This window comes from Paenibacillus sp. FSL F4-0236, assembly GCF_038000135.1.
In the GTDB taxonomy this organism is placed as follows: Bacteria; Bacillota; Bacilli; order Paenibacillales; family Paenibacillaceae; genus Paenibacillus_AQ.
In genome coordinates this window covers 1-23752 of the sequence record NZ_JBBOBK010000001.1, presented here as the reverse complement: position 1 = coordinate 23752, position 23752 = coordinate 1, and the positions used below count along the sequence as shown (strand labels likewise).

The 23752-nt window shown below is 44.5% G+C and carries 22 protein-coding genes and 16 tRNA genes; 1 reads left to right on the top strand and 37 read right to left on the bottom strand.

What is annotated here, in order from left to right; all coding sequences use genetic code 11:
* Positions 1 to 7: 7 nt before the first annotated feature.
* The 21 genes from NSQ29_RS00190 to NSQ29_RS00090 all read right to left on the bottom strand — a co-directional run bounded on the left by NSQ29_RS00190 (position 8) and on the right by NSQ29_RS00090 (position 20961).
* The gene (locus tag NSQ29_RS00190) at positions 8 to 817 is read right to left on the bottom strand and encodes a YwmB family TATA-box binding protein (RefSeq protein ID WP_340972819.1); all 810 of its coding nucleotides are present in this window, start codon (positions 815 to 817) and stop codon (positions 8 to 10) included.
* 162 nt (positions 818 to 979) lie between these two features.
* Positions 980 to 1633, bottom strand: coding sequence for a response regulator (locus NSQ29_RS00185; RefSeq protein WP_179085807.1), 654 nt, complete (start codon positions 1631 to 1633; stop codon positions 980 to 982).
* 18 nt (positions 1634 to 1651) lie between these two features.
* Positions 1652 to 2686: a sensor histidine kinase gene (locus NSQ29_RS00180; protein ID WP_042191761.1), complete on the bottom strand. Its 1035-nt coding sequence runs from the start codon at positions 2684 to 2686 to the stop codon at positions 1652 to 1654.
* A 30-nt stretch (positions 2687 to 2716) separates the two neighbouring features.
* Positions 2717 to 3364, bottom strand: a complete 648-nt coding sequence (gene liaF, locus NSQ29_RS00175; protein WP_042191763.1) for a cell wall-active antibiotics response protein LiaF — start codon at positions 3362 to 3364, stop codon at positions 2717 to 2719.
* Between the two features lie 169 nt (positions 3365 to 3533).
* Entirely contained in the window at positions 3534 to 4238 is a 705-nt protein-coding gene (locus tag NSQ29_RS00170; RefSeq protein ID WP_042191765.1) for a PspA/IM30 family protein, read from the bottom strand.
* Positions 4239 to 4241: 3 nt separating this feature from the next.
* Positions 4242 to 4709: a PspC domain-containing protein gene (locus NSQ29_RS00165; RefSeq protein ID WP_042194525.1), complete on the bottom strand. Its 468-nt coding sequence runs from the start codon at positions 4707 to 4709 to the stop codon at positions 4242 to 4244.
* 4 nt (positions 4710 to 4713) lie between these two features.
* Positions 4714 to 5391, bottom strand: a complete 678-nt coding sequence (locus NSQ29_RS00160) for a PspA/IM30 family protein (RefSeq protein ID WP_042130994.1) — start codon at positions 5389 to 5391, stop codon at positions 4714 to 4716.
* 44 nt (positions 5392 to 5435) lie between these two features.
* A complete protein-coding gene (locus tag NSQ29_RS00155; protein ID WP_042191767.1) occupies positions 5436 to 5738 on the bottom strand; it encodes a LiaF transmembrane domain-containing protein in 303 nt (100 codons plus the stop codon).
* Positions 5739 to 5965: 227 nt separating this feature from the next.
* Positions 5966 to 6991, bottom strand: a complete 1026-nt coding sequence (locus NSQ29_RS00150) for a sensor histidine kinase (RefSeq protein WP_341124023.1) — start codon at positions 6989 to 6991, stop codon at positions 5966 to 5968.
* A gap of 2 nt (positions 6992 to 6993) precedes the next feature.
* Positions 6994 to 7671, bottom strand: a complete 678-nt coding sequence (locus NSQ29_RS00145) for a response regulator transcription factor (RefSeq protein ID WP_341124022.1) — start codon at positions 7669 to 7671, stop codon at positions 6994 to 6996.
* 65 nt (positions 7672 to 7736) lie between these two features.
* The gene (locus tag NSQ29_RS00140) at positions 7737 to 10235 is read right to left on the bottom strand and encodes an ABC transporter permease (RefSeq protein WP_341124020.1); all 2499 of its coding nucleotides are present in this window, start codon (positions 10233 to 10235) and stop codon (positions 7737 to 7739) included.
* Entirely contained in the window at positions 10235 to 10909 is a 675-nt protein-coding gene (locus NSQ29_RS00135; protein ID WP_042191775.1) for an ABC transporter ATP-binding protein, read from the bottom strand. The genes NSQ29_RS00140 and NSQ29_RS00135 overlap by 1 nt, the downstream gene beginning before the upstream one ends.
* Positions 10910 to 11093: 184 nt before the next feature.
* The gene (locus tag NSQ29_RS00130; RefSeq protein WP_042191777.1) at positions 11094 to 11921 is read right to left on the bottom strand and encodes a MetQ/NlpA family ABC transporter substrate-binding protein; all 828 of its coding nucleotides are present in this window, start codon (positions 11919 to 11921) and stop codon (positions 11094 to 11096) included.
* 71 nt (positions 11922 to 11992) lie between these two features.
* Positions 11993 to 12655, bottom strand: a complete 663-nt coding sequence (locus NSQ29_RS00125) for a methionine ABC transporter permease (RefSeq protein ID WP_042191779.1) — start codon at positions 12653 to 12655, stop codon at positions 11993 to 11995.
* On the bottom strand, positions 12648 to 13409 hold the full coding sequence (locus NSQ29_RS00120; protein WP_340975006.1) for a methionine ABC transporter ATP-binding protein: 762 nt from the start codon (positions 13407 to 13409) through the stop codon (positions 12648 to 12650). The genes NSQ29_RS00125 and NSQ29_RS00120 overlap by 8 nt, the downstream gene beginning before the upstream one ends.
* A gap of 374 nt (positions 13410 to 13783) precedes the next feature.
* Entirely contained in the window at positions 13784 to 15181 is a 1398-nt protein-coding gene (locus NSQ29_RS00115; RefSeq protein WP_341124018.1) for an ADP-ribosylglycohydrolase family protein, read from the bottom strand.
* Between the two features lie 3 nt (positions 15182 to 15184).
* Positions 15185 to 16138 (bottom strand): nucleoside hydrolase, encoded by a 954-nt coding sequence (locus tag NSQ29_RS00110; protein ID WP_341124017.1) that lies wholly within the window; start codon positions 16136 to 16138, stop codon positions 15185 to 15187.
* A 44-nt stretch (positions 16139 to 16182) separates the two neighbouring features.
* A complete protein-coding gene (locus tag NSQ29_RS00105; RefSeq protein ID WP_042131005.1) occupies positions 16183 to 17121 on the bottom strand; it encodes an ABC transporter permease in 939 nt (312 codons plus the stop codon).
* Positions 17118 to 18164 carry an ABC transporter permease gene (locus NSQ29_RS00100; RefSeq protein ID WP_042131006.1) on the bottom strand — a complete coding sequence of 349 codons (1047 nt, stop codon included), beginning with the start codon at positions 18162 to 18164 and terminating at the stop codon, positions 17118 to 17120. The genes NSQ29_RS00105 and NSQ29_RS00100 overlap by 4 nt, the downstream gene beginning before the upstream one ends.
* Positions 18157 to 19719, bottom strand: coding sequence for an ABC transporter ATP-binding protein (locus NSQ29_RS00095; protein WP_341124015.1), 1563 nt, complete (start codon positions 19717 to 19719; stop codon positions 18157 to 18159). Before NSQ29_RS00095 ends, NSQ29_RS00100 begins: the two co-directional genes overlap by 8 nt.
* A 102-nt stretch (positions 19720 to 19821) precedes the next feature.
* Complete coding sequence (locus NSQ29_RS00090) at positions 19822 to 20961, bottom strand: BMP family ABC transporter substrate-binding protein (protein ID WP_076300396.1); 1140 nt, start codon at positions 20959 to 20961, stop codon at positions 19822 to 19824.
* Between the two features lie 326 nt (positions 20962 to 21287).
* On the opposite strand from NSQ29_RS00090, the gene NSQ29_RS00085 reads away from it, so the two are divergent.
* Positions 21288 to 22037, top strand: a complete 750-nt coding sequence (locus NSQ29_RS00085; protein ID WP_042191790.1) for an AraC family transcriptional regulator — start codon at positions 21288 to 21290, stop codon at positions 22035 to 22037.
* Between the two features lie 133 nt (positions 22038 to 22170).
* On the opposite strand, the gene NSQ29_RS00080 is transcribed toward NSQ29_RS00085, so the two are convergent.
* The 16 genes from NSQ29_RS00080 to NSQ29_RS00005 all read right to left on the bottom strand — a co-directional run bounded on the left by NSQ29_RS00080 (position 22171) and on the right by NSQ29_RS00005 (position 23698).
* A tRNA-Leu gene (locus NSQ29_RS00080) sits at positions 22171 to 22249 on the bottom strand.
* A 14-nt stretch (positions 22250 to 22263) separates the two neighbouring features.
* A tRNA-Cys gene (locus NSQ29_RS00075) sits at positions 22264 to 22337 on the bottom strand.
* 12 nt (positions 22338 to 22349) lie between these two features.
* Positions 22350 to 22424: transfer RNA gene (locus tag NSQ29_RS00070), tRNA-Gly, on the bottom strand.
* 6 nt (positions 22425 to 22430) lie between these two features.
* Positions 22431 to 22505: transfer RNA gene (locus tag NSQ29_RS00065), tRNA-Gln, on the bottom strand.
* A gap of 21 nt (positions 22506 to 22526) precedes the next feature.
* Positions 22527 to 22599: transfer RNA gene (locus NSQ29_RS00060), tRNA-His, on the bottom strand.
* Between the two features lie 40 nt (positions 22600 to 22639).
* Positions 22640 to 22715 (bottom strand) — tRNA-His (locus tag NSQ29_RS00055).
* 36 nt (positions 22716 to 22751) lie between these two features.
* Positions 22752 to 22825, bottom strand: a tRNA-Trp gene (locus NSQ29_RS00050).
* A 7-nt stretch (positions 22826 to 22832) separates the two neighbouring features.
* A tRNA-Tyr gene (locus tag NSQ29_RS00045) sits at positions 22833 to 22918 on the bottom strand.
* A 5-nt stretch (positions 22919 to 22923) separates the two neighbouring features.
* Positions 22924 to 22999, bottom strand: a tRNA-Thr gene (locus tag NSQ29_RS00040).
* 20 nt (positions 23000 to 23019) lie between these two features.
* Positions 23020 to 23095: transfer RNA gene (locus NSQ29_RS00035), tRNA-Phe, on the bottom strand.
* A 10-nt stretch (positions 23096 to 23105) separates the two neighbouring features.
* A tRNA-Asp gene (locus NSQ29_RS00030) sits at positions 23106 to 23183 on the bottom strand.
* A gap of 26 nt (positions 23184 to 23209) precedes the next feature.
* Positions 23210 to 23286 (bottom strand) — tRNA-Met (locus NSQ29_RS00025).
* A 17-nt stretch (positions 23287 to 23303) separates the two neighbouring features.
* Positions 23304 to 23379: transfer RNA gene (locus NSQ29_RS00020), tRNA-Val, on the bottom strand.
* Between the two features lie 55 nt (positions 23380 to 23434).
* Positions 23435 to 23509, bottom strand: a tRNA-Glu gene (locus NSQ29_RS00015).
* A 17-nt stretch (positions 23510 to 23526) separates the two neighbouring features.
* Positions 23527 to 23619 (bottom strand) — tRNA-Ser (locus NSQ29_RS00010).
* A gap of 3 nt (positions 23620 to 23622) precedes the next feature.
* Positions 23623 to 23698, bottom strand: a tRNA-Asn gene (locus NSQ29_RS00005).
* Positions 23699 to 23752: the final 54 nt, after the last annotated feature.

The window sequence follows — 23752 nt, the reverse complement described above, 5'->3', positions numbered from 1 at the left end:
GTCTTTTTCAATATTCTATTGTTATTAATGGTAATCCAATCGTAACGCGGCTGCTGCCCTCTTTTGCATCCTGATGAATAGCTGCCTGTAGGACTACCTCGTGGTTTCCGCTGATTACGGAATGCAACAATGCCGATGTACTATAAGTATGGCTGGCTGTTGTTTCGTCTTCGTAGCTTTCCTGTACTTTAAGATCGGGCAGCTGTGCGTACATATTCTGCTCCGTTAACAGTAGAGCCTTCTGAGGGTGCTCCTGCTCCTTCGCAGCCCCCTGAAGCGAGGTATTCCATTCCGCTGTGATGCCGATCTTCTGTAGTTTCGCACCAGCTTCTTCTGCTTCAGCTTGCAGATCCGGAGTATTTAACAAATCAGGTGTCTCCAGGGTTACAATCACATAACTACGTCCGTTTCCAAGCTCACTCCAGAACATGGTGGTTTGGAAACCGGCTCTGTCGGCGGCCGAACGGTAAGTAAGATGTTCCCCCCCGTCTTCCCGGCTTGTTTCTCCCAACCCAAGATCATCGGATAGGTTAGTTGCAGTGACACCAGCCTCTAGACCATCACCATTGAATTCTCCCTGCCATTTTAAAACTAAACGAAGAGGGGAGCCGGGTACTGTAACACTTTTACCAAGGGAGGTCAGGAGAGGAAGTGACTTTTTCAATTGGGCGATCTGGCTCTCTTTTTCACCTTCACCCCGAAAACCTGCCAAAAGTAACGCTGTACAGCATAGAATCAATACCAGCAACGTTCCTTTAATACCGCTTTTTCGGCCTGCACCATGTCTCTTTCCCTTACTTTCTTCCACATACCCCACAATCCAACACCCTCTCAATCCGGTCTATTAATCTACTAAACAGGATGTCCGCTTTACAAGATTTTATACGGAGACAAGTATTTTCATATACTCGTGCACACAAAAAAACCAGCCCTTCTTACTCTGGCCAGTTCTTGTACTCACACCAATTGGGATATCCAATTATTCAGCTAGTCCATTTTTATATGCATAAATTGCTGCTTGGGTCCGGTCTTCCACACCCAGCTTCGCGAGAATATTCGTTACATGAAATTTCACAGTCTTGATCCCAATAATTAGTTGGTCCGCGATATCCTGATTCGATTTACCTTGCGCCAGCAGGCGTAATACTTCCATCTCGCGCTCCGTAAGCTCTTTATAAGCAGGGGATTCACCCTTTGCATTGTTTCGAAAACGATTCATCATTTTAGAGGCGACCTGTGACTCCAGTACAGACTGGCCTCTTGCCGCAGCGCGTATGGCATCTGCCACTTCACTAGCTCGTGAGGTCTTTAGTAGATAACTGAACGCACCTGCTTCAATCACCGGATACATTTTTTCATCATCCAGATAGCTTGTCAACACAATAACTTTGATTTCGGGATACTGCTTCATTAAGTGTTTGGTCGTTTCAATCCCATCCATCCCATCCATTACGAGATCCATCAGGACTACATCCGGATTGTACTCTTGTGCCAGGCGGATACCTTCTTCCCCACTTCCAGCTTCCCCTACGACTTCAATTCCGTCTTCAGTACCTAGAACAGCAGCTAGTCCGATCCGCACCATTTCATGATCATCTACAAGCAATACCTTAATGGCTTCCTCCATCTCCATGGTCACTCTTTCCTCCTATTATTCATTGACTAACGGAACGGTAATTTCAATCCGCATTCCTTTACCCGGAGCGGTAATAAACTGAATGGAACCTCCGATTTCATTCATCCGCTCCTGCATATTCGACAAACCGTAGGAAGTTTGTTTACTATCATCCAATTCAAAACCAATCCCATCATCACGGAGCGTCAAACGAACCGTATCTCCTCGCCGATGCAGCCTGATTTCCATCTTTTCTGCTTTCGCATGACGAAGCGTATTGGAGATTGCCTCCTGCACAATACGGAATAAGTGATTCTCTACCCCTTTTAGCAATTGTACATCAGGGTCCATCTCAAACACGATTTCAATCGGAACCTTAACCTTAAGTTCCTTGATCAACTCCTGCAGCCCCTGCTCTAATCCCTTACCTTCCAAATAAACAGGTCTTAAATGAAGCAATAGTGCTCTCATCTCTGATTGGGCTACAGCAGACATTTCTTCGATAAGTGCAATTTGCCGTTGCGCCTTGTCAAAATCCTTCTCCAGCGTCCGGCCTACAGCCGTGGCGGTCATAGAGATCGCGAACAACTGCTGTGAGACTGCATCATGCAATTCACGCGCAAGCCGCTGGCGCTCTTCCATAATAGCAGATACTCGTGCTTGCTCCGCGAGCTTCGCGTTATTTGTAGACAATCGCTGCAGTGTTGTCACTTGGTTTTCCCATTTTCCACTAATTCGGCCTAATTGTTCTCCGAGCCTTCCCAGCTCATCGTCACCCAAGTCAGGCATAGATAGCGTTAAGTTTCCCTTCTCCCACAATACGAGAGTTTCTCTCAGGCGTTCCAACTTTCGCTTTACTCGGAAGCTCTGATAGAAACCAAAGCCAACCCCGAACCCCATGGGCAGCAGAATTAGAGTAAATGCCGTGCGTAATCCAATCATCCAGCTTTCAAAAGGCTTTAAATAGCCATATGTATACATGGTGTACAATATCACAAGCAGCATGACAAAAGAGAACAGAGCCCCCTCACCCATACTGCGTGACATCATATTTTTGTTCTTTTTATCCATACGGGGACCCTCCCTTCTGTATCAAACTAATCAGGATAATCGCACATCCAAATCTCCCATCAAATAAGACACACTAAACTTTACCTTATATTCACTGCTCTCATAGTTAGGGGACTTCCAATTCAGACGGTTTAGCATACCAGTATCGCGCCCATTACCGAATTCAATCGATCCAAAAAGCACAAAGGCTTCTATTTCTACACCATAATCATCTGACAATTGAATGTCCATATCACCAAAGATTCCTTGAAACAGCATAACCGTTTCCTTTTGCTCCGCCATAGCCAGTGAAAGATCAAGATCGGCCTCTCCAAGGATATGCCATGAGCTGAGGCTATGCATCACCCAGGGTGAGCGATCCCAGTCAAATCTAGACGAAAAGTTTTGCTTCTGCATAAACCCTTCCTTACGCTGAACTCTTTTGGATTTAGTAAAAAACATCCCCAATGAAATCAAACAAATCCCCAGCACGAGCACCAAATGATCCAGCAAAAGTAATATAGCGCCAATCCCGAGCAGCTTATAACCCTGCTTCACTTTTCCTGACGTCGTGCGGTAGACCCCTAGGAACAGGAATAGAAGCGCGACAATGGAGAAAAAGCCGAGCCATCTACCAAAAATCATCATGCAGCCAACACCGATCAGTCCGATGGCAATCAAACGGTTTCGTTTATCCATTTCGCACCTCCCAAAAGTTTTGCGTAGCAAAACTAACTTTGTAAGCAAAACTACAACCATCAATATATTATAGCCAGCCGCTACAAAAGCCATATCGGTATGGAGATCCATACCGTATGGCTTCTTCTTGTCCAGCATATCATATCTACTTAAGTTTTAGGAACAGGATTTATTCTTCTTTTTTGTTTAAAGAAGGAGCAGCCGGTGTATCATTCAGCTTGCTTCTCAGTGCAGCCAGTTGCTCATCCACTTTCAGTTGCTTCTCAACATCGACTGGTTTAGTGTAGGCAGCGGATGGGCTGTAAGGTGCACGCATTACATCTGCTTCTGCTTCAAGCTGCATAATCTTCTCTTCCATCCGGTGGAATCCGAGTGACGCACTGCCACTTTCGATGGAATGTACGCTGCTGATTTGCGTCATTTGTTTCTTCGCTTTAGCCATTTGAGCACGGGATACGAGCTCGTTACGCTTGTTGCGCAACTTGTAGAATTCATCCTTCATATCATGCAGCTGCCCAACCAATTCCTTCGCTTGCACTTCAGCTTGAGCATGAAGATCGCTGTATTCCGCTTGTTTTTGATCGAAGTAGATTTTTTCTTCCAACAGCTTGCGAGTCACTTCTTCTTGGCCATTTTTCAGTGCCAATTCAGCTTGTGCTCCACGTTGTGCGGACATTTTTGCTGCTTCTTCCACGCGTTGTTTCATGCGGCGTTCGTTCGCCATTTGCTTGGCAACTGTAACTTCCGCTTCGTGGATTTCAGCCTCCATATCGCGCAGATATTGGTTAAGCATTACGATTGGGTCCTCTACCTTATCCAACAAGTCATTTACCGACGCCTTAGTCATATCTTTAATTCTTTGAAATACTCCCATGATTTACAATTCCCCTTTCTCATATTTAGACAGTTTTTGTTTGAGTTCTTCTACTTCTTTTTGTAAAGCCTTTTTCTCGATATCCTTCATCATCGCATCCAAACCGGAATCCGGAGCTGAATATGCGTTGTTCTTCTCAAAATTAGGATTGTAGTTAGGTTGGCGTCCATAAGGTCCATGTCCGCCATTAGCATGCGGTCCGTGTCCATGTTCCGGTCTACCTGAGTAAGGACCATCGAATGGGCCACCCGGTGCACCAGGGCCTGGTCCGAAAGGATTATAATGCGTAGGCTCCTTCGGAATGACCAACGCTGCAATGAAGTACACTGGAATCACGGCACCTCCTGTAAACGGAATGCTGACCAGTAACAAAATCCGGAATAGCGTGGAATCAATACCGAGTGTCTCAGATAATCCACCTGCAAGACCCGTCATCACTTTATCTCTGGTTGAACGATATAATCGACTCATAGCGCTACTCCTTTCCACCATTGTTCAGTTTCTCCTTTAAGCGAGCCATTTCTCTTTCGAGTACGGTTGCTACAGTCTCACCTGCTTGCACCGCATATTCCTGTCCCATGCGACGCACATCGCGCAAGCTCTTCGCTTCTAATTCCCAATCTGACATCCGATCTTCCAGACGTCCGAACATTTTGGGAACATCACCGCCGTTACCATAAGCACTTGCTCTTTGGTTCATACGTTGCTGCAGTCTCAGCGACTCCATACGTGCTGCGTAATACTGACGTTTGCTATAAACTGTCTGGTACTCTATTTTCAGCTCATTCAGCTGTCCCTCAAGTTCAAACAAGGATTGCTTACTTTGTTCTAGTAGCCCGCTGTACTGCTCCAACTTTTCCTCGTGAATGATCTTTTCTTGCAAAGCCAGCTTTGCAAGATGATCTTCTCCTGCCTTTAATGCGAGTAATGCCTGTTCCTCACGTTTATTTCTCATGGCAGTCGCTTGGTTCACTTGCTGTTGCAATTGCTTCGTATGGGAAGCGTATTGCTGATACAATCTTTCAGCTTCACTGATTTCCTCGCGAGTTGAATGTAGAAATTGATCAATTAGCTTCACAGGATCTTGGCTTTGCTCTAGACGTTCATTTAGATTAGCTACTGTAATATCCCTCATGCGACGAAAAACACTCATAATCTCCTGCTCCCTCCCTGCTTCTTGTTTAAGTACAATCCTTCTTAATAAGTACCATTTCTTCTACCCTTTAAAGCTGACACTCCCCATACGATCAACGCCACACCTAGAAGTGGTCCGATGATCCAGGAAAGCTTCGCGATCAAGGTCATGACACCAATGAACATTAGTACCCAACCGATAACCTTGCGTCCACTCTTAATCCCATAGTACCCGAGAACAACCAGCAATACTGGGAACAGTAGTCTGAAAATACCGTGAATCAGAGGAAGTGCTAAACCGAGTAGCATTACCGCACCAATCACAATCAGCACAACCGCCAATCCGTTTCCTTGTCTTCTTTGCATTATTTTCTCACCGCCTTTCGTTGTCCTTAACCTTATAGCCTTATTCTAGAGCAATTCGCAGACTTTCAAAACAGACCAACGACGGTTTTTGGTACTGGACCTTAGTCGAGGTAGCTGTGCGACTGCAGACCACTATAGGGCTAGCAAAGCACTTTTCCTCCATGAAATAGCGACTTTAATGAGAAAAACCCCCAATTTAGGAGGCTAAGCTTCGAGTACATTCAGAATCAGCGTAACGGCAAAAATATAGAAAAAACACTGCCTTTACTTAACTCCGATCTCACTTTTATATATCCACCCTGCTCGGTCACAATTTTACGGGCTAAATAAAGACCTATGCCAACACCTTCTGTTCCATTACAACCCGCTCCTCGGTAAAATCGTTTGAAAATGTCATTCATCTCAGCGACAGGAATTCCTATTCCACCATCAGCAATATCAATCCTTGCAAAAAGATCATATCTGCGAATCGTAATTCTAACACTGCAGGACCCGAGCGTATATTTCAGAGCATTATCGATGATGTTATAGATAGCTTCTCCCGTCCACTTGGGATCATGTTGCAGCGTAATCTCCTGATCCATTTCCAGTAAGATCTCTATATTCTTTTGCTCGGCTGCTGGAAATGCCTGTTTGATGGCTGACAGCACAGTATTCTCAAGATTATGCTTCTCCGCAGCATGAAGCTCTATAATACCGGATTCGAGCCGTGATAACTTGATCAGATTCTCCATAAGCCAAGACAGCTTCTCAATCTGACTACCCATATGGCGAGTAAATTCACTGCGTGTTTCAGCGGGGAGCCCTTCATCCATAAGAAGACTGTTATACATCCCTAAATTGGCTAAAGGGGTCTTCAGTTGATGAGAGATATCAGAGATCAATGTTTTGACTTCATGACTCTCTTCACGGTAGCGCTGCTTCTGCGAAGACAACAGCTCAGATAATTGAATAACCTGATGCTGTAATTTAGAGAGGAGTGTATCCTTCTGCACCGGGAACATCTGAGTCATTTGTCCATTAATAAGATCTTGAATCAATCCCGACAATGAAGATAGCGTGTTTAGCATTTCTTTACGAAGCGCGAGCACAAAGCTTATAAACAGCAGAACCATCACGCTAATAAACACCACGCATCCAATAACTACATGCTTCTCAGGCATATAATAGATAAGCATAGATACAAACAACACAACGACTACTGCCAAAAGGGTGAACGAGCTCCAAATAATTTTTCTAAAAGGGTTCTTCATCCTTACTCTCCCCATGTGTAGCCAATGCCGAATACGGTTTTAATGTATTGACAATCTTTAGGATCATCCTCAATTTTGGCCCGTAGCCTACGAATATTTACGCTTAGCGTATTCTCATCCACGAAATTACCTTCTATATCCCATAGCTTCTCCAGCATTAACCTCCGAGTAAGGACCTGACCGCTATTCTCGGTTAAGATAGCAAGGAGACGATACTCATTGGTGGTTAGTTTTATTTCTTGCCCATATTTATAAACCTTCATTTTGGCTGAGTTAATTGTAATATCCTTGTATTGAAACAGCTCTGAGCCACCATCAGTGCCTGTTCGTCGAAGAACAGCCTTAACACGCTGCAAAAGTACGACCATGCTAAATGGCTTCGCAATATAATCATCAGCTCCTAGCCCAAATCCAGCTACCATATCCTGCTCAGTATCGTTGGCAGTTAGAAATATAACCGGAATGGAACTCGTTCGCCGAATTTCCTGGCACAGTGCAAGACCACTCCCATCTGGGAGGTTAATGTCCAAAAGGACCAGACTGATGGTCTGATCCTGAATTCTAGAAGCCGCCTCCTGAAAAGAATAGGCCTGAATAATATTATAGTTTTCTTTTGCAAGCATGAACTTCAGCCCCTCGTTTAAGAGACGGTCATCCTCTACAATTAGAATGGTTGTCATTAAACTCACCTCTATACTTATCATTGTAACAAGCATAGGAAGGCTACGCTGTTAATTAATTAGCTCTATTCCATTTGCCGCAGACGTTCCACAATGCTGTCCTTTTTGATTTGCTTATAAGCAATAAGCGGAACACTCAGGCAAACCGCAAAAACGAGTACAATCGCAATAGAAAGCGGAAGGGTTGGGAAGCTAAATACTGCATAAGTAGCCTCTTGGCTGAACAGGCTATAAACACCGTAACTGATTAATGTGCCTATTGTTGAGATTAGCAGTGTCGATATGATCGCATAACCTGCCCCTTCAAACAGCAACAGCTTTCTCATCTGCTTAGAGGTCATCCCGATACTCTCCATCACTGCGAACTCCAGCTTCCGAGCTACAACCCCTGTATACATAATATTAACGTAATTCAAAATTCCAATCAGCGCTAGAATGAGCGCAATTCCGCCACCCATAATGTAAAAGGTTAGCTTAGCCGATTCCATGAACTTTTCCATATACAGCTTCGACTCCAGCTTCAGCTCACCATCTCCGCCGATGAGTCCTTCCAATTGATCGGTAATCGGCTTCCAGTCTTTTGGGTCTGCATTAATATATACTTTACTTATAAGTGGGTCATTCATGAGTTTCTCCATAGCAGTATGGCTAATGTATACATTCGGAGCTACAAAGTGTGACGACTCTAGAGAGCTGAAATCAGCAAGCCCTCCAATTTCGAAAGATTGTGCTGCATCGCTATTTATAGGACTAATTTGAAAGTTATCTCCAATCTTAATACCTCCGAGATTAAAATTGTCCAGCAAGGCAATCTCACCCTTTTCAAAACGTTCCATATCCACAGTGATTCCTAATTTTTCTTCCATCTTCTTAACCTGATCTGCATCTACCCCAATAACATGGGTCATTGAGAACATGCTTTGAGGCTCAGCCAATTGTTCGTCGGTAGGGCGATCTGTGTGATATGATTTTGCGAATTCATCCACATACTTACTGAACACCTCAGGATCATACTTGATCTGACCTATCCCACTATAAGCTTTAAAGACCTCTTTTACTCCCTTTATATCCTGAATTTCCTTGATCATATCCCCTGTAATCTTGGCTTTCTCTTCCCCCTCAAATCCAAAGGACATCGTTTGATTGGACAGCGTGAAATCGTTATCCATGTATTCAGCAATAAAATGATCTGTACTCATACTAAGCACAAGTGTATTGATCACCAGAAAAGTTGTCAGTCCCAGAAATAAAGAGAGAAACACAACCATCGCCCGTTTTTTCACTCTAAAAATATTACGCCAAGCCAGTCGGTGCAGCTTAGATCCGCCAGTTCCCCGCTTCGTCTTAGCTTTAACCATCGTCCCTGTATATCTCACCGCTTCTATTGGAGAAACTTTGCCAGCGATAGAGGCAGGTTTGATAGCGCTAAACATGGTGGTCATCCAAGCAAACAACGCAGCTCCAATAAAGATTAACGGGTGAAAAGAAATCACCACGCCCGTATCCAAATCCATTGTACTCATGGCCAGCGGCACCATTACGAAGGAAGTCACAGCTCCTGCGGCAAGTCCCAGTGGGATAGCGATAAGTGCTAACCGTGAAGCCTGTGCCCTAACTATTTTTTTAATCTGCCGTTGTGTAGTTCCTAGCGTTCTAAGCAGACCATAGAACCTGGTATCCCGTGAGACAGAAATATAAAGCACATTATAAATCAATAAATATCCGCTCAACATAACAAATAATATAATTCCAGCGTAACCAATCAAAGTTGCTGTTCTATCCGAAGAGGTAGACGATTGGTTAGAGACAGGTTCAAGCTTTTGATTTTCTCCCAAAGGAATATCCTGTTGCAAACGTGAGATAAGTCCATCCGTATTTTTCTCATTAAATAGAATAGTGGCATTTTTGGGATTCTTAAGATCTACGCCATGAGCTGTAGCAAAAGCCCCCGATACCAGCATAGCTCCAGAATTTCCGGTACGAACATGACTGTAATCGGTAAACCATCCACTTAGTACGAAATTGCTACTTTGCTGAGATTTCACCCCATCACGGGTAAAAGAGTAAGTTAACGGCAAGCTCATACCAATCTGTGGATCATCCATCCCCATTGACTGTAATATCCATAAAGGAACGGCGATTTCATTTTCCTTATCTGGATAAGTTCCCTTTAGACCATCGATCACTGGCTTACGCATCTCTGTCCATTCTGTAGAGTCATACCAGAACAGAGCTAAATTAAGATCTCCTATTTCTGGCGTATTGATCACATTACCTACTCTGGACTGGAGTCCGATGGTCTTAATATAGGAGAGTTCCTTTAACTTGTTCATTTGTTGTTCTGACGGGGAGGTTAAGTAGACATCAGCCATGGTTCCGTTTATTTTCAATTGCTGCATTTCGAAGGTCTTATAGTTGCTCAGTCCAATACTAAAAAAAGAAGTAATGAGCCAGGTAGTAAGCACGATGGCCAGAATCACAAAACGATTTCGGGTCCGATTGGCTTTCAGGCTTCTGCTCGTCAGCTTTTTAACAACGGGCTTATTACTGTTTGGAAACATCATCACAATGCCCCTCCAGTAATTTTACCGTCCTCTATCCGGATGGTCCGGTCTGCAAGCTGAGCAATCTCTTCATTATGAGTAATCATTAGAATCGTCTGATTAAACTGTCTGCTTGTTACTTTGAGTAATCCAATGACCTCCTGGCTAGTGATGCTGTCCAAGTTCCCTGTAGGTTCATCTGCTAGGATAATGGAAGGTTTAGCTGCCAAGGCCCGTGCGATGGCTACCCTTTGCTGCTGACCGCCTGAAAGCTGACCAGGGAGGTTGTCCAATTTTTGCGAAAGACCTAACGTATTCACAATATGATCCACGAAATCCTTGTCTATTTTGTTTCCATCCAGCTCTATGGGCAACACAATATTCTCGTATACATTAAGAATCGGCACTAGATTATAGTTCTGAAACACAAATCCGATCTTTCTTCTTCTAAATACCGTCAACTCATCATCCTTCATCCCAAAAATATTTTTACCATCTATGATCACCTGACCCTCTGTCGCCCGATCAAGCCCGCCTAGCATATGTAAGAGCGTTGATTTGCCACTTCCTGAAGTCCCGACAATCGCTATAAATTCACCGTTGTGTACCTCTACGTTAATACCATCCAGTGCCTTGACCAGGTTAGTACCCTTACCGTAATGTTTTGTGAGATTAATTGCACTGAGTACAGACATATTTCCCATCTCCATTCCGCTTTGTTATTCTACAACCCATTATATAGAGAAGTTCTTACATTCTAGTGACACACCAAAATATCCCCACAAAGCGGGGCCTCCCAATACATACTTTCTGATATGTAAAAAAAGACTTGCCCATAATGGACAAGTCTCGTTGAATTACTAATCTAACTATTTAAGCTTATTTAAAAGCAGGCAACGCGATATCCGCATAGTTATCTTCAAGGAATTTCTTCACTTCTGGTCCGCTAATCCGTTTAGCTAGCTTCTGGATCGCATCAGAGTCCTTGTTGTCTTCACGCGCAACCAAGGTGATCGTGAATTCAGAATCCGCGCCTTCAGTAATCAGTGCATCTTTCTTTGGTGTCAATCCAAGCGGGCTGGCATAAGCCGGAGTCATTGCCACTAGATCTCCATCATCCAGCATACGGGCCAACATCAATAGATCCACTTCCTCAAACTTAAAGTTTTTTGGATTCTCAGTAATGTCTGCTTGTGTAGCCTTAATGCCTACACCTTCTTTTAGCTTAATCAAATCGGCTGCTGCGAACATTTGTAAAGAACGGCCGATATTTGAAGGGTCATTAGCCATTACTAGTGTTGCGCCTTCCGGCAGATCCGCAACATTCTTGTAACGCTTGGAGTATCCACCGTAAATAGCGTCATAGACAGGCTGTACCTCTACTAGATTGGAGCCTTTGCTTTCATTAAACTGCTTCATATAAGGAACATGTTGAAAAAAGTTAGCATCTACCTCTTTATTCGCCAAAGCCTCATTAGGCTGCACATTGTCAGATAGCACAACGATTTCAAGATCAATGCCATCTTCCTTCAGAAGTGGCTTCACAATATCCAGAATTTCCGTCATTGGTGGAATCAATGTAGCAATCTTTAATTTCGTTAGCTCATCGCTACCTTTTGCAGAATTGTTCTCGGCTGCTTTATTAGAGCCACAACCCGCTACGACCAATACCATTAACATAAGCACAACTATCATTGATTTTTTCATTACTACAACTAACCCCCAGTTTATATATTCAATCATTTTGTATTACAAAATTTGATGTACGGGTTGAACGATTAACGCTTATCTAACAGCCGTGAGATCGTACCTCCTGTGAATTGAACCAACTGAACCAATACAATCATCACAACAATCGCATAGATCATCACTTCAGTCTCAAAACGCTGATATCCGTAACGGATCGCAAAATCACCAACCCCGCCCCCTCCAACAACCCCCATTACGGTCGAGTAAGAGATAAAACTAATGGTGGAGGTAGTAAGTCCGAGCACTAGACCCGAACGAGCCTCTACATACAGAAACTTAAAGATCAACCCCAGCTTCGAGGCTCCCATAGACAACGCCGCTTCTATGACTCCTTTAGGAACCTCCAGCAAAGACTGCTCCACCAGACGAGAGTAATAAGCAATGGCAACAATGGATAACGGAACCGTGGCAGCCATTGTTCCAATCGCAGTTCCGACGAGGAAACGAGTGACCGGAATGAGTGCAACCACAAGCAGCAGGAATGGAAATGAACGGATAATATTTACGATGCTGTTGAGTACCAGTGACAATGTTTTATTCTCATAGAGCTGCCCTTTTCGGCAAAAAAACAACAACGTCCCGAGTGGAAGCCCCAGCAGCAGTGCGGCACCAACAGAAATACCGACCATTATAAAAGTTTCTCCGATCGATTCCCACATCTGTGCCTGATATTGAAGTACACTATCAAACATGCGTTTCCCCCGCTTTACCCAGAATTTGATCCCGGTAAGATCCAGTACGGACTGCAGCAGGCCGGAAATCACCATCTTGGCGTGAGAATGAATCTACGATTCGACCATTTTCCATCACCGATACGTCAGTGCATATGCTTTTGACAACATCCATCTCATGCGTAACAATCACTACCGTAACCCCAAGGCCCCCATTAATATGCTTCAGGACGTCTAGAATATCCGCAGTTGTTCCTGGATCTAGTGAGGATGTTGGTTCGTCACATAGCAATAGTCCTGGACTGTTCGAAAGCGCCCGGGCGATCGCCACACGTTGTCGCTGTCCTCCACTTAGCTGTGCGGGATATTGCTCTGCCTTATCAGCCAATCCGACAAAATCGAGACATTCCTTCACCCGCTTCATCCGTTCACGCTTCGGCACCCCCGCCAGTTCCAGAGGGATCGAAATGTTGCGGCTTACCGTGACGTTATTGACCAGATTAAATTGCTGAAAAATCATCCCAATCTTTTCCCTAGCTTTCCGTAGCTGTTTACTCGGCATTTCGGTTAAATTATGCCCTTCTACGGTAACTGTCCCTTGATCCGGCTTTTCCAGCAGATTAATCAATCGTAGCAGCGTGGATTTCCCTGCCCCGCTTTCACCAATAATCCCGTGAATCGATCCCTTCTTCACATCAAGCGATACATCATCTACCGCCTGATATGTGCCGTCCTTCAGCTTGAATCCTTTACTCACCCGACTCAGCGATAGGATTGCAAACTCCCCCTTCCTTTCCGTTTATTCTGAAACCTTCTAAGCCAAGGTTTGTACTATAATTATTTAAAAACTGTTTTACTAAAAATCTCTTTAAATAATAAGGCATTTTATGTTCTGTGTCATCATTTTTATTTTAGTAATATATCAGATTAAAAGGATTAAAGAATAAAAGCCCATTATATCGGACTATTTTCACGTGCTTCTCTCCCAATAAATGACTGAGCTTAATCCCTCTTCAAATCAGGATTCTCCTGTTACCTAACTCCTAAACCCGCTGTTACATCTATTTTAAGAACTAGATCGCCACGAAAAAAAGGATGTCTAAGCTCGATAGCTTAAGACATCCTTTCATTCTTTTCGTAATCCTTGATCTAAGACTTTTCGCCAAGCTCTCCTCGAATCTTCAAGAAGACCTGATAGCTGCGCTCCGCGCATTCCGAAATCGCTATCGGATGAAAACCAGGTAGATCCGCATATAGCGTATCATGGAGCGGTTCAATCCACGAAGCCGGCAACACACTTGCTCCAAGCTTCGCTCCCATAATAGAACCCACTGTAGCACCATTACAATCTGTATCCATTCCTCCGTAAACGGATGTAACGACCGCTTTTTCAAAATCATTCCCGCCATAGACCAGCGAAGCAGCTACAAGAGCAGCATTATTATTGGTGTGCACCGCATCATAGTGGCTGAATGTATCCCAAATCTTACTTACCAACTCCCGCTCACTTTTGGCCTTCTGCGCAATATCTATACCTCGTAGAACGTCACTTGCCAGACGACTAGTACTAGGGATCTCACTAAGACCAATCTCAAGAATACGCTCGTTATCTTTTTCAGCAAAAGCAGCCGAAATCATCGCCGCATTAAACATCTCGCCATAGATCCCATTCTTCACATGTGAAAAAGAAGCATCACGCCAACCTAGCTCCGCCGCAAGCTCAGGATGGCCTGCTGCACCATACGCCAGTCCGTCTGCGCGTATAGCCGCACCAATCCACTCCCGGTATGGATTTAAGTGCATCCGCACTCTTTCCTGCCGCGCCAGCCAATCCGCAGGCTTCTCACCATGCAGATGAGACGTTTCCTGCGCAAAATTCATATACGACTGTGTCTCTGCCGTACATACCTGGGCGTATGTCAGATGTTTATGCCAGAGCTTCCCGATATCCCAAGAATCCCAGTTCAGTCCCTTTTGCTCCAGCAACATAAGGCCTAGAACCGTGTAACGAATATCATCATCGCTCTCCATAAACTTAATAGTCTCGCTGGTACTCGCATACGTCCAATCACTTAAACCAAGACTATATTCTGCCTCTGCCCGTGAATGCCCAGGCGTATAGCCAGTAATAGGCCATGCATCGGCACCCCGGAACCAAAGCTCGATATTCTCCCAACCCGGACGTCCATCTTTACCGTAGAGGTAGTCCCAATACTCCAATGGTTTGCCAAGTGCGCAACCGACGCTTCTACCTAGCCAAGCTCCGTAGAACTTATCTCTCCATTCTGCTTCGCTCCAGTCAGCCTCAAGCTTGCGTGGACCTTCTGGACGAAGACGACGAATCTCCTCCAGTGAAGACGGCTCTTTATAAGGAAAGTCCTCAGCAACCGTAAGCTCCATCAACTCGTTGTATACTTGCATCAGCTTGATCTCATCGGCACCTGCAGCTGCTAGTTTATCCGCGAAGCCGTCAATCCTGCAGCCTTCTTCTCCACGCTGAACCAATTCAAACTGAACCGTCTCCTGAAGTCTCTCCCATCCTGCCATAGGTTAGTTCCCTTCAGCCGCAAGCAGCTCTTGATCTAGCTTTTCCAGTGAATCAAAAATCAACTTCATAAATGCTTCCCGGTCTACTCCCACCAGGACTTCTACATTCGCTGGGCGATCCGTCTTCTTTCGTTTGTCTGCAACCGTCATTCCCCGCGACAGCTTGCCTTCTGTCTCTACCGTTACATATAGATGCTCGGATTCGAACAGTTCTGGGTGCAAGAGCCAAGCTACGGCGCATGGATCATGCAGTGCACTACCGACATAGCCCATTTTCTTTCCGAAGATCGAATAGAAATCTAACAGTTCTCCGACCATAGTGGACACTGGCCCACGCTCTTTCAATGCTACGATCTCATCTTCGAAAATGGCTGCCTTATCGGTCACATCCAGACCACTCATGGTAATCGGAATACCCGATTCAAACACGATACGAGCAGCTTCAGGATCTACATAGATGTTAAACTCCGCAGTAGAGGTTACATTTCCATAAGAAATTCCTCCGCCCATCAGTGAAATCTTTTCAATTCTTTCCTTAATCTCTGGATAAGCAGTGATTAGCAGGGCGATATTTGTTAAAGGAGCCATCGGTACGAGCGTAATCTTCTCCTCCGAAGAACGGATAATATTCAGCATGAATTCCACAGCGCCTTCTTCTACAGGCCGGAATTTACTTGGTGGCAATAGTGGGCCGTCCATGCCAGATTCACCATGCGCTTCCTCACCTGTAACAAGCTTGCCGAACAGCGGACCCGCAGCCCCTTTGGCTACAGGAATATCAGCATTCACAAAGCTGATCACTTTAAGTGCGTTTTCTGTGATTTTATCGAGGATCTGATTTCCACCAACCGTTGTAATCCCGCGCAGATCCAGCTTCTCCGAATTTGCTATTGCAAGCAGGATAGCGATTGCGTCATCATGCCCTGGATCGCAGTCAATAATAATAGGTGTTCGCATAGTCATTCACTCCTTAGTTGTATAAATCCTCGTTACTCTTATCGCTATTTCACTAGCGGGCTTTTAAGTTTTTTATTCTTTTTCCGTGTCTCAGATACGGCATAGATCACTAGTCCAATTACCGTTGCTACATAAGGAAGCGTCGCGATCAGTTCTGCAGGAATCTTCAAGACCTGTAGCGCATTCGACAAGGCGTCTGCCGTACCAAATAATAGAGAGGTCAGCGCCGTACCCACTGTCGTACTTCTCCCCATAGACTCTGCGGCAATCGCAATCCAGCCCCGACCAGCGATCATATCGCGAGTGAACAGTGACAGGTAACCCATCGACATGTAAGCTCCACCCAAACCAGCGAAAAATCCACTAAGCAGCAAAGCCATATACTGTATTTTCACAACACTTACTCCCACAGATTGAGCCGCATGTGGATTTTCACCCACTGAACGAATGCGCAGACCAAGCGGTGTACGGTTTAAGAGATAGTAGACAACAAACACAGCAATAATAGATACATACGTCAAAATGTGATGTCCTGATAGAATAGGCCCCAGCACCGGAATGTCCTTCAGTAAAGGAATCTCTACACTAGGTAGCACTTTACTCGCCAGAGAAGTAGAAGAACCCTTGTCTCCACTCAGCAGATAAAGAATAAACACGGTTCCTCCTGAAGCGAACATATTAATAGCTACACCGCCGAGAATAATATGTGTTTTAAATTTCAGTGTGAAAAAAGCTAATATTCCAGCGATCAGTGTTCCGGACATCACAGCCCCAAGTAAACCTACCCACGCACTATGCGTGTAGCTGCTTACAATGACACCGGCTAACGCCGCGACAAGCATGATGCCTTCCATACCAATGTTGATGATGCCAGCCCTATTAGAGATTAACGCTCCCAAAGCGGCGAATAGAATCGGTGTCGTCACTCGAAGAACAGAAAACGCAAAGTCAGTCGTAAAAATTACATCAAACAAGCTGTTCACGCTTCCTTCGCCTCCTTCAAGAGCATCCGATTTTTCCAGAACTTCAGAAATTGTTCAGCCGAAATCAGAAGAATGATAATCGCCTGTATAATAGAAATCATCTCTGAAGGTACATCCGATAGACGTGCCATCATGTCGGCTCCGATCCGGATATATGCAAGGAACAATGCAGCGCCGATTACGGATAGCGGATTATTCTTGGCTAACATCGCTACAAGAGCACCATCTAAGCCATAACCTGGTAACGATGTCCATTGGAATCGATTGTACATCCCTAGCACTTCTACGGAACCACCCATTCCCGCGATAAAACCAGCAATCAAGTGAACCAGTATAATAACCTTCGCAGTCTTCATGCCTGAATAACGTGCAAAGTTCCGGTTGATGCCTGTCATTCGCAGCTCATATCCCCATTTAGTCTTGTATAGGAATAAATGCGCTGCAATAATAAGCACGATAACGATAATAAGTCCGGTATGAATACGGGTGCCAGGTACCATTTTACTCAGCAGTGCCGTTTTCTCGAATTTGTAGGATACATTGGCAAATGCTTTTGCATCACGTAAGTGATAGTTCAGTAGATATAAACCTACTCCAAACAAAATATTATTGAACATCAAGGATGTAACGAGCTCATTAGCATTCCATTTGGCTTTGAGGATCCCGGGTATTGCCGAGAGCAACGCACCAACAATAGAACCCGCAGCAATAGCTACGATCGGATGAAGCCACCCGTCCAGCGTTAAATGAATAGCCAACACGGAAGTTACAACACCGGAGAAATAGAAAATCCCTTCAGCTCCCAAATTGAACATATTTGCCCGGAACAACAAGGAAACTGCTAGCCCAGTGAACATGAGCGGAATGGCCATCTCAATCACATTACCGATATGACCTTTACTAGATAGCGGCTCAAATAGGAATATCCCAATCGTCTTCACCGGCTGATTGCTGACCAATGAGATGATCAGAAAAGCAATAGCGAGTGCAATTACGATTACTGCCGATGTTCGAATGTATTCAAAATATTTTACTTTAAACATGATTTACGGCCCTCCTGATTTGCTCCTCGTCCTGTCGATGAATCCCTAGCATATAAAGCCCTAATTCTTCTTCACTAACCTTGGAAGGCTCCTCGAAAAAGGCAACAATCTTTCCTTCATACATCACTAGTAGACTATCGCTGATCTCCAAGATCTCATTTAAGTCTGCTGACACTAGCAAAATAGCGCAATCGTCTGAGCGCAGCTCCAACAGCTTTTGATGTATGAACTGCGCCGCGCCTATATCCACGCCCCGTGTCGGCTGCTCTGCAATAAGCAGTTGCGGTTCTGTAGAACACTCTCTAGCTACGACAACCTTCTGCATGTTACCACCTGATAACATACCTATTGGCTGAGAAGGTCCCGAACAGCGGACTTTAAATTCTTCTACAAGTGATACTGCAAGCTTGGCAATTCGTGATCCATTTAAAAAGGGTCCTTTATTCATAGCTTTTGTACGATACTGAGTGGACAGCAGATTATCCGCTATGCTCGCATCACTGGCTATCCCTTGATGCATCCGATCCTCTGGGATATAGGAAACGCCTAGCTTACGAATATCTAAAATATCCGATTCACGAATATCTTTTCCCTTCACTAGCACAGAGCCTTGGCTTGAGACCCCTCTTAGGCTACCCGTAAGAGCCTCAATGAGCTGTGTCTGCCCATTCCCTTCTACACCTGCAATCCCGATAATTTGTCCTCCGCGTACTGCAAAGTTGATATCTGTTAGCAACGCTTTGCCGTGTGCATCATTTACACTTAAGCCCTGCACAGTAAGTACCGGCTCCCCAATAGACAGAATCTCCTTGTCATATTTCAACACGACGTCTCTGCCCACCATAAGGCGTGAGATTTCTTGCTCCGTGACATCCTTCGTTTGGAAGACACCTTCACTACGTCCACTACGCATGATCGTAATTCTGTCACAGATCGCTTTAACTTCTTTCAACTTGTGTGAAATAAAAACAATCGTATGACCCTGCTCTCTTAACTGCTTAAGCTCCCGGAACAATTCCTCTGTTTCCTGTGGGGTCAACACTGCGGTCGGCTCATCCAGAACGAGGATTTTTGCACCACGCAGCAGCGCCTTCAGAATTTCAACCTTTTGCTTCATACCAACCGTGAGATCCTGCACTTTTGCTTTTGGATCCACTGCCAGATTGTATTTCTTCGCAGTCTCTTCGGTCATGCGTACAGCTTCTGCATAATTGATGCCGACGCCCTTACGAGGTTCCATGCCCAGCACCATGTTCTCTGCTACTGTAAAAGAAGGGACCAGCATAAAATGCTGGTGAACCATACCAATCCCTCTATCAATGGCATCCTGAGCAGATTGCAGCTTCACCTTTTCACCCTTGATAAAGATTTCACCTTCACTAGGCTCTTCCATGCCGAACATGATCTTCATTAAAGTTGATTTACCAGCGCCGTTCTCGCCCGCAATCGCATGAATTTCTCCCTCACGTAAAGAAAAATGCACGTCTTTATTTGCAACGACACCATTGGGATACACCTTGGTAATTCCCCGCATTTCCAGCAGAGCTTTGTTCATAGGTCTCAACGCCTTTCGACTTGGAGGTCTGCAAAAATATACAGCTGGAATTCTTCTAAAAGAAGAATCTCCAACTGTAGGTTTATCACTTTATAGCTATACTTAAGGCTTAACTGCGTTACGAATGGCTTCTACTTCAGAGGTTTCCATTCCCATCGCGTTATCTACTGTAATTTCTTTATTGATCAGCTTTTGCTTCACTTCTTCAACTTTAGCCTGAAGATCAGCAGGAAAGATATTTTTATAGATTTCATTCTCTGCAATGCCTACACCATCATCTACAAAGCTCAACACATCACGTTTACCCATCTCAAGTGTACCGTCTTGTAATCTCTTCACGGCACCCAGAATAGCACTATCAATCTTTTTAATAGAAGAAGTAACGATCAAGTTTGCTTTTTCGCTATCTGTATCGTTAAGCAACATCGCCTGATCGGAGTCTACACCGATAGCATATTTCTTCTTCTCCTTAGCTGCATCAAAGATCCCAAGACCTGTACCCCCAGCCACGTTAAAAATAACGTCCACACCGGAGTTATATTGAATCAGCGAAAGCTCCTTGCCTTTAGCCGGGTTAACGAAATCGCCAGCATATGATACAGCGACCTTCACATCAGGATCAACATATTGAGCGCCCTGAATGTAGCCTACCAAGAAAGCGTTAATTCCTGGAATGTCCATGCCACCTACAAAACCGATCACATTCTCAGGATTAGCATTTTCCATATCCGATTGTGTAGCTAGCGCCGCTACAGCACCTGCTAGAAAAGATACTTCATTTGTTGCATAAGACATGTTGTACATATTCTCTGGTGCTTCATCTATATCGGTATCATAGTTAATGAACTTTTTGTCAGGATATAATTCAGCCGTTGCATTAAACATCTCTGTAATTTCCGATCCGCCAGAAATAATAACATCCCAGTCCTCAGCGGCGATATCGTTAAACGTAGGCTCCCATTTCGTTTTATCGACACCCATTTCTACAACTTTTGTTTCTGCACCCAGCTCATCCTTAACCTTTTGCAAACCGCTATTCGCAGAGTCAAAGAAAGATTTATCCCCAAGCGTTCCTGGAATCAGTAGTACAACCTTGAGCTTATCCCCTGAGCCCGTTGCTCCACCTTCAGCTGCATTAGATCCTGCATTCGCGGAAGATCCATTACTCGACGTATTATTTCCACAGGCTGTGACCATTACCATTACTACTAGTAACAACAAAGAAAGAACTTTCTTTTTCATTTTTCTATTCCCCCTATTTATAGTTGGTTAGTAATTTGAGAGGTTCTCCTTCTTAGTCCGTTGTATATTTCACGATTTAGATGGAAACTCTCATTTTTCATGTAACATTGTCAAAATTTTAATGATTTTAACGAATACACTCAAAAAAAGAGATAAAATTATAATTTTTACGAATAATCCGACTAATTTCCGAACGAGATGGCCAGTCAGGTTGCTAATCTTCGGATTTCTTGATACGATCATATCAAATATTAATGAAAATAATTATATGATTTCGGTCATATTTTTGTACGATTCGGCTAAAACATAATTATTGGAGGGTCATCATGGATCGTGTTCTATATATTGTAAATGCAGCACATGAGGTTAATACCTATATTCCACCACACCAGCATGAATGTTATGAACTAGTCTATTATTTAAACGGCTTAGGAACTACCAATGTAGGTTCGCGAAGTTATCATTTTCGTTCTTCTTCATTCGCGCTGATACCACCCAATCATAAACATGATGAGAATCATCGCGAGGATGCTACTATACTATTTGTAGGCTTCCATTCAAATCACCCAAATATGGAGAATTTGCAAGGCGTATATGAAGATGATAAAGACCATACTGTTCTACAAATCTTGCTTCGAATGAAAGCAGAGTTTACGCGCAAACAAGATGGATTCTCTGAACTATTGAACCTGCAAATGAGCGAAATCACTGTTCATCTGATACGGCTTCTTAGTGCCTCTGGGTTTCAATCACCAACGGAAGACAGAGTCCAATATGTTCTAAACTATATGAATGAGCATTACCGCCATAAGCTATCGGTCGCAACACTTTCTGAGATGTCTGGATACAGCTATGATCGTTTCCGCCATTTATTTAAAGAACGATTCGGTTCTTCACCTCTGCGCTATCTACTATTGAAACGTCTGGATTATGCAAAGTCTCTCTTGCAACATACCCAAATGCATATCTCTGAAGTATCAGCTGCTGCTGGGTTTGTGAATGACGCCCAATTCTGCAATATGTTTAAACGTGAAATTGGTCTCACCCCACGAGCATTCCGACTAAGCAGTCAATAAAACAAAACTCCACACAAAAAGGCCGTTGATTAGAGACGCCTCTAATTCAACGGCTTAAGAATAAAAGCTCAAAGACAAAGAAAAAAGGTTTGTAAAGTTGCTTATACAAGCGACTTTACAAACCTTTTTGATATACCGGCGAGAGGACTCGAACCTCCACGGTTTCCCTCTCGATTTTGAGTCGAGCGCGTCTGCCATTCCGCCACGCCGGCACATATTAAATTAATGGAGGCGCCACCCAGATTTGAACTGGGGATAAAGCTTTTGCAGAGCTTTGCCTTACCACTTGGCTATGGCGCCATATGAAAACTTTGGAGCGGACGACGGGAATCGAACCCGCGACCCTCGCCTTGGCAAGGCGATGCTCTACCGCTGAGCCACGTCCGCATAAAATGGCTGGGGATATAGGATTTGAACCTATGCGTGACGGAGTCAAAGTCCGTTGCCTTACCGCTTGGCTAATCCCCAATAACATTTTAAAATAAAAGGGGCGACTGATGGGTCTCGAACCCACGAATGCCGGAACCACAATCCGGTGCGTTAACCACTTCGCCACAATCGCCATATTAAACTAATATTGTTGCTGTTCTTCTTAAAGTAAATGGGGCGACCGATGGGACTTGAACCCACGAATGCCGGATCCACAAACCGGTGCGTTAACCCCTTCGCCACGACCGCCATATTAAACTTTAGAGAAAGACTTTAGATAAAGATTGGCAGGGGCAGCAGGAATTGAACCCACACCAACGGTTTTGGAGACCGTTGTTCTACCTTTAAACTATGCCCCTAAAAAAATGGTGGGGGATGATGGATTCGAACCACCGAACACGTACGTGAGCAGATTTACAGTCTGATGCGTTTGGCCACTTCGCTAATCCCCCAAAGATGGTGCCGGCGAGAGGACTTGAACCCCCAACCTACTGATTACAAGTCAGTTGCTCTACCAATTGAGCTACACCGGCATATTAAGTTGTATACTATATGGTGGCTCGAGACGGATTCGAACCGCCGACACGAGGATTTTCAGTCCTCTGCTCTACCGACTGAGCTATCGAGCCAAGGTAAAAATGGCGGAACCGACGAGATTCGAACTCGCGATCTCCTGCGTGACAGGCAGGCATGTTAGGCCAACTACACCACGGTTCCAAAAGATATAATTTCTTAATGAAAATTGGTTGCGGGGGCAGGATTTGAACCTGCGGCCTTCGGGTTATGAGCCCGACGAGCTACCGGGCTGCTCCACCCCGCGTCGTTCTTAAATGAATATGGTGGAGGCTGAGGGGATCGAACCCCCGACCCTCTGCTTGTAAGGCAGATGCTCTCCCAGCTGAGCTAAGCCTCCATAAACAACAATAGTTATTGTACCAAAGTCCACTATGTAAAATCAAGTGAAAATTTGGTGACCCGTATGGGATTCGAACCCATGTTACCTCCGTGAAAGGGAGGTGTCTTAACCCCTTGACCAACGGGCCATACTAAGTAAAATTTGTGGCGGAGAGAGAGGGATTCGAACCCTCGAGACGCTTGTGGCGCCTACACGATTTCCAATCGTGCTCCTTCGGCCAAACTCGGACACCTCTCCATATGGCTCCCCGAACAGGACTCGAACCTGTGACAACTCGATTAACAGTCGAGTGCTCTACCAACTGAGCTATCAGGGAATATTCATACCAGGCTTGATGCCTGAAAACTGAATCCGAATTGAATTTGCGTTT

Bases quoted from the DNA above. Each gene is read 5' to 3' on its own strand.
- NSQ29_RS00165 (WP_042194525.1), bottom strand. From the start codon at position 4,709: ATGAGTCGATTATATCGTTCAACCAGAGATAAAGTGATGACGGGTCTT.
- NSQ29_RS00180 (WP_042191761.1), bottom strand. From the start codon at position 2,686: ATGGATAAAAAGAACAAAAATATGATGTCACGCAGTATGGGTGAGGGG.
- NSQ29_RS00145 (WP_341124022.1), bottom strand. From the start codon at position 7,671: ATGACAACCATTCTAATTGTAGAGGATGACCGTCTCTTAAACGAGGGG.
- NSQ29_RS00160 (WP_042130994.1), bottom strand. From the start codon at position 5,391: ATGAGTGTTTTTCGTCGCATGAGGGATATTACAGTAGCTAATCTAAAT.
- NSQ29_RS00185 (WP_179085807.1), bottom strand. From the start codon at position 1,633: ATGGAGATGGAGGAAGCCATTAAGGTATTGCTTGTAGATGATCATGAA.
- NSQ29_RS00155 (WP_042191767.1), bottom strand. From the start codon at position 5,738: ATGCAAAGAAGACAAGGAAACGGATTGGCGGTTGTGCTGATTGTGATT.
- liaF (WP_042191763.1), bottom strand. From the start codon at position 3,364: ATGGATAAACGAAACCGTTTGATTGCCATCGGACTGATCGGTGTTGGC.
- NSQ29_RS00115 (WP_341124018.1), bottom strand. From the start codon at position 15,181: ATGGCAGGATGGGAGAGACTTCAGGAGACGGTTCAGTTTGAATTGGTT.
- NSQ29_RS00125 (WP_042191779.1), bottom strand. From the start codon at position 12,655: ATGTTTGATAGTGTACTTCAATATCAGGCACAGATGTGGGAATCGATC.
- NSQ29_RS00140 (WP_341124020.1), bottom strand. From the start codon at position 10,235: ATGATGTTTCCAAACAGTAATAAGCCCGTTGTTAAAAAGCTGACGAGC.
- NSQ29_RS00095 (WP_341124015.1), bottom strand. From the start codon at position 19,719: ATGAACAAAGCTCTGCTGGAAATGCGGGGAATTACCAAGGTGTATCCC.
- NSQ29_RS00130 (WP_042191777.1), bottom strand. From the start codon at position 11,921: ATGAAAAAATCAATGATAGTTGTGCTTATGTTAATGGTATTGGTCGTA.
- NSQ29_RS00135 (WP_042191775.1), bottom strand. From the start codon at position 10,909: ATGTCTGTACTCAGTGCAATTAATCTCACAAAACATTACGGTAAGGGT.
- NSQ29_RS00170 (WP_042191765.1), bottom strand. From the start codon at position 4,238: ATGGGAGTATTTCAAAGAATTAAAGATATGACTAAGGCGTCGGTAAAT.
- NSQ29_RS00150 (WP_341124023.1), bottom strand. From the start codon at position 6,991: ATGAAGAACCCTTTTAGAAAAATTATTTGGAGCTCGTTCACCCTTTTG.
- NSQ29_RS00100 (WP_042131006.1), bottom strand. From the start codon at position 18,164: ATGTTTAAAGTAAAATATTTTGAATACATTCGAACATCGGCAGTAATC.
- NSQ29_RS00085 (WP_042191790.1), top strand. From the start codon at position 21,288: ATGGATCGTGTTCTATATATTGTAAATGCAGCACATGAGGTTAATACC.
- NSQ29_RS00110 (WP_341124017.1), bottom strand. From the start codon at position 16,138: ATGCGAACACCTATTATTATTGACTGCGATCCAGGGCATGATGACGCA.
- NSQ29_RS00090 (WP_076300396.1), bottom strand. From the start codon at position 20,961: ATGAAAAAGAAAGTTCTTTCTTTGTTGTTACTAGTAGTAATGGTAATG.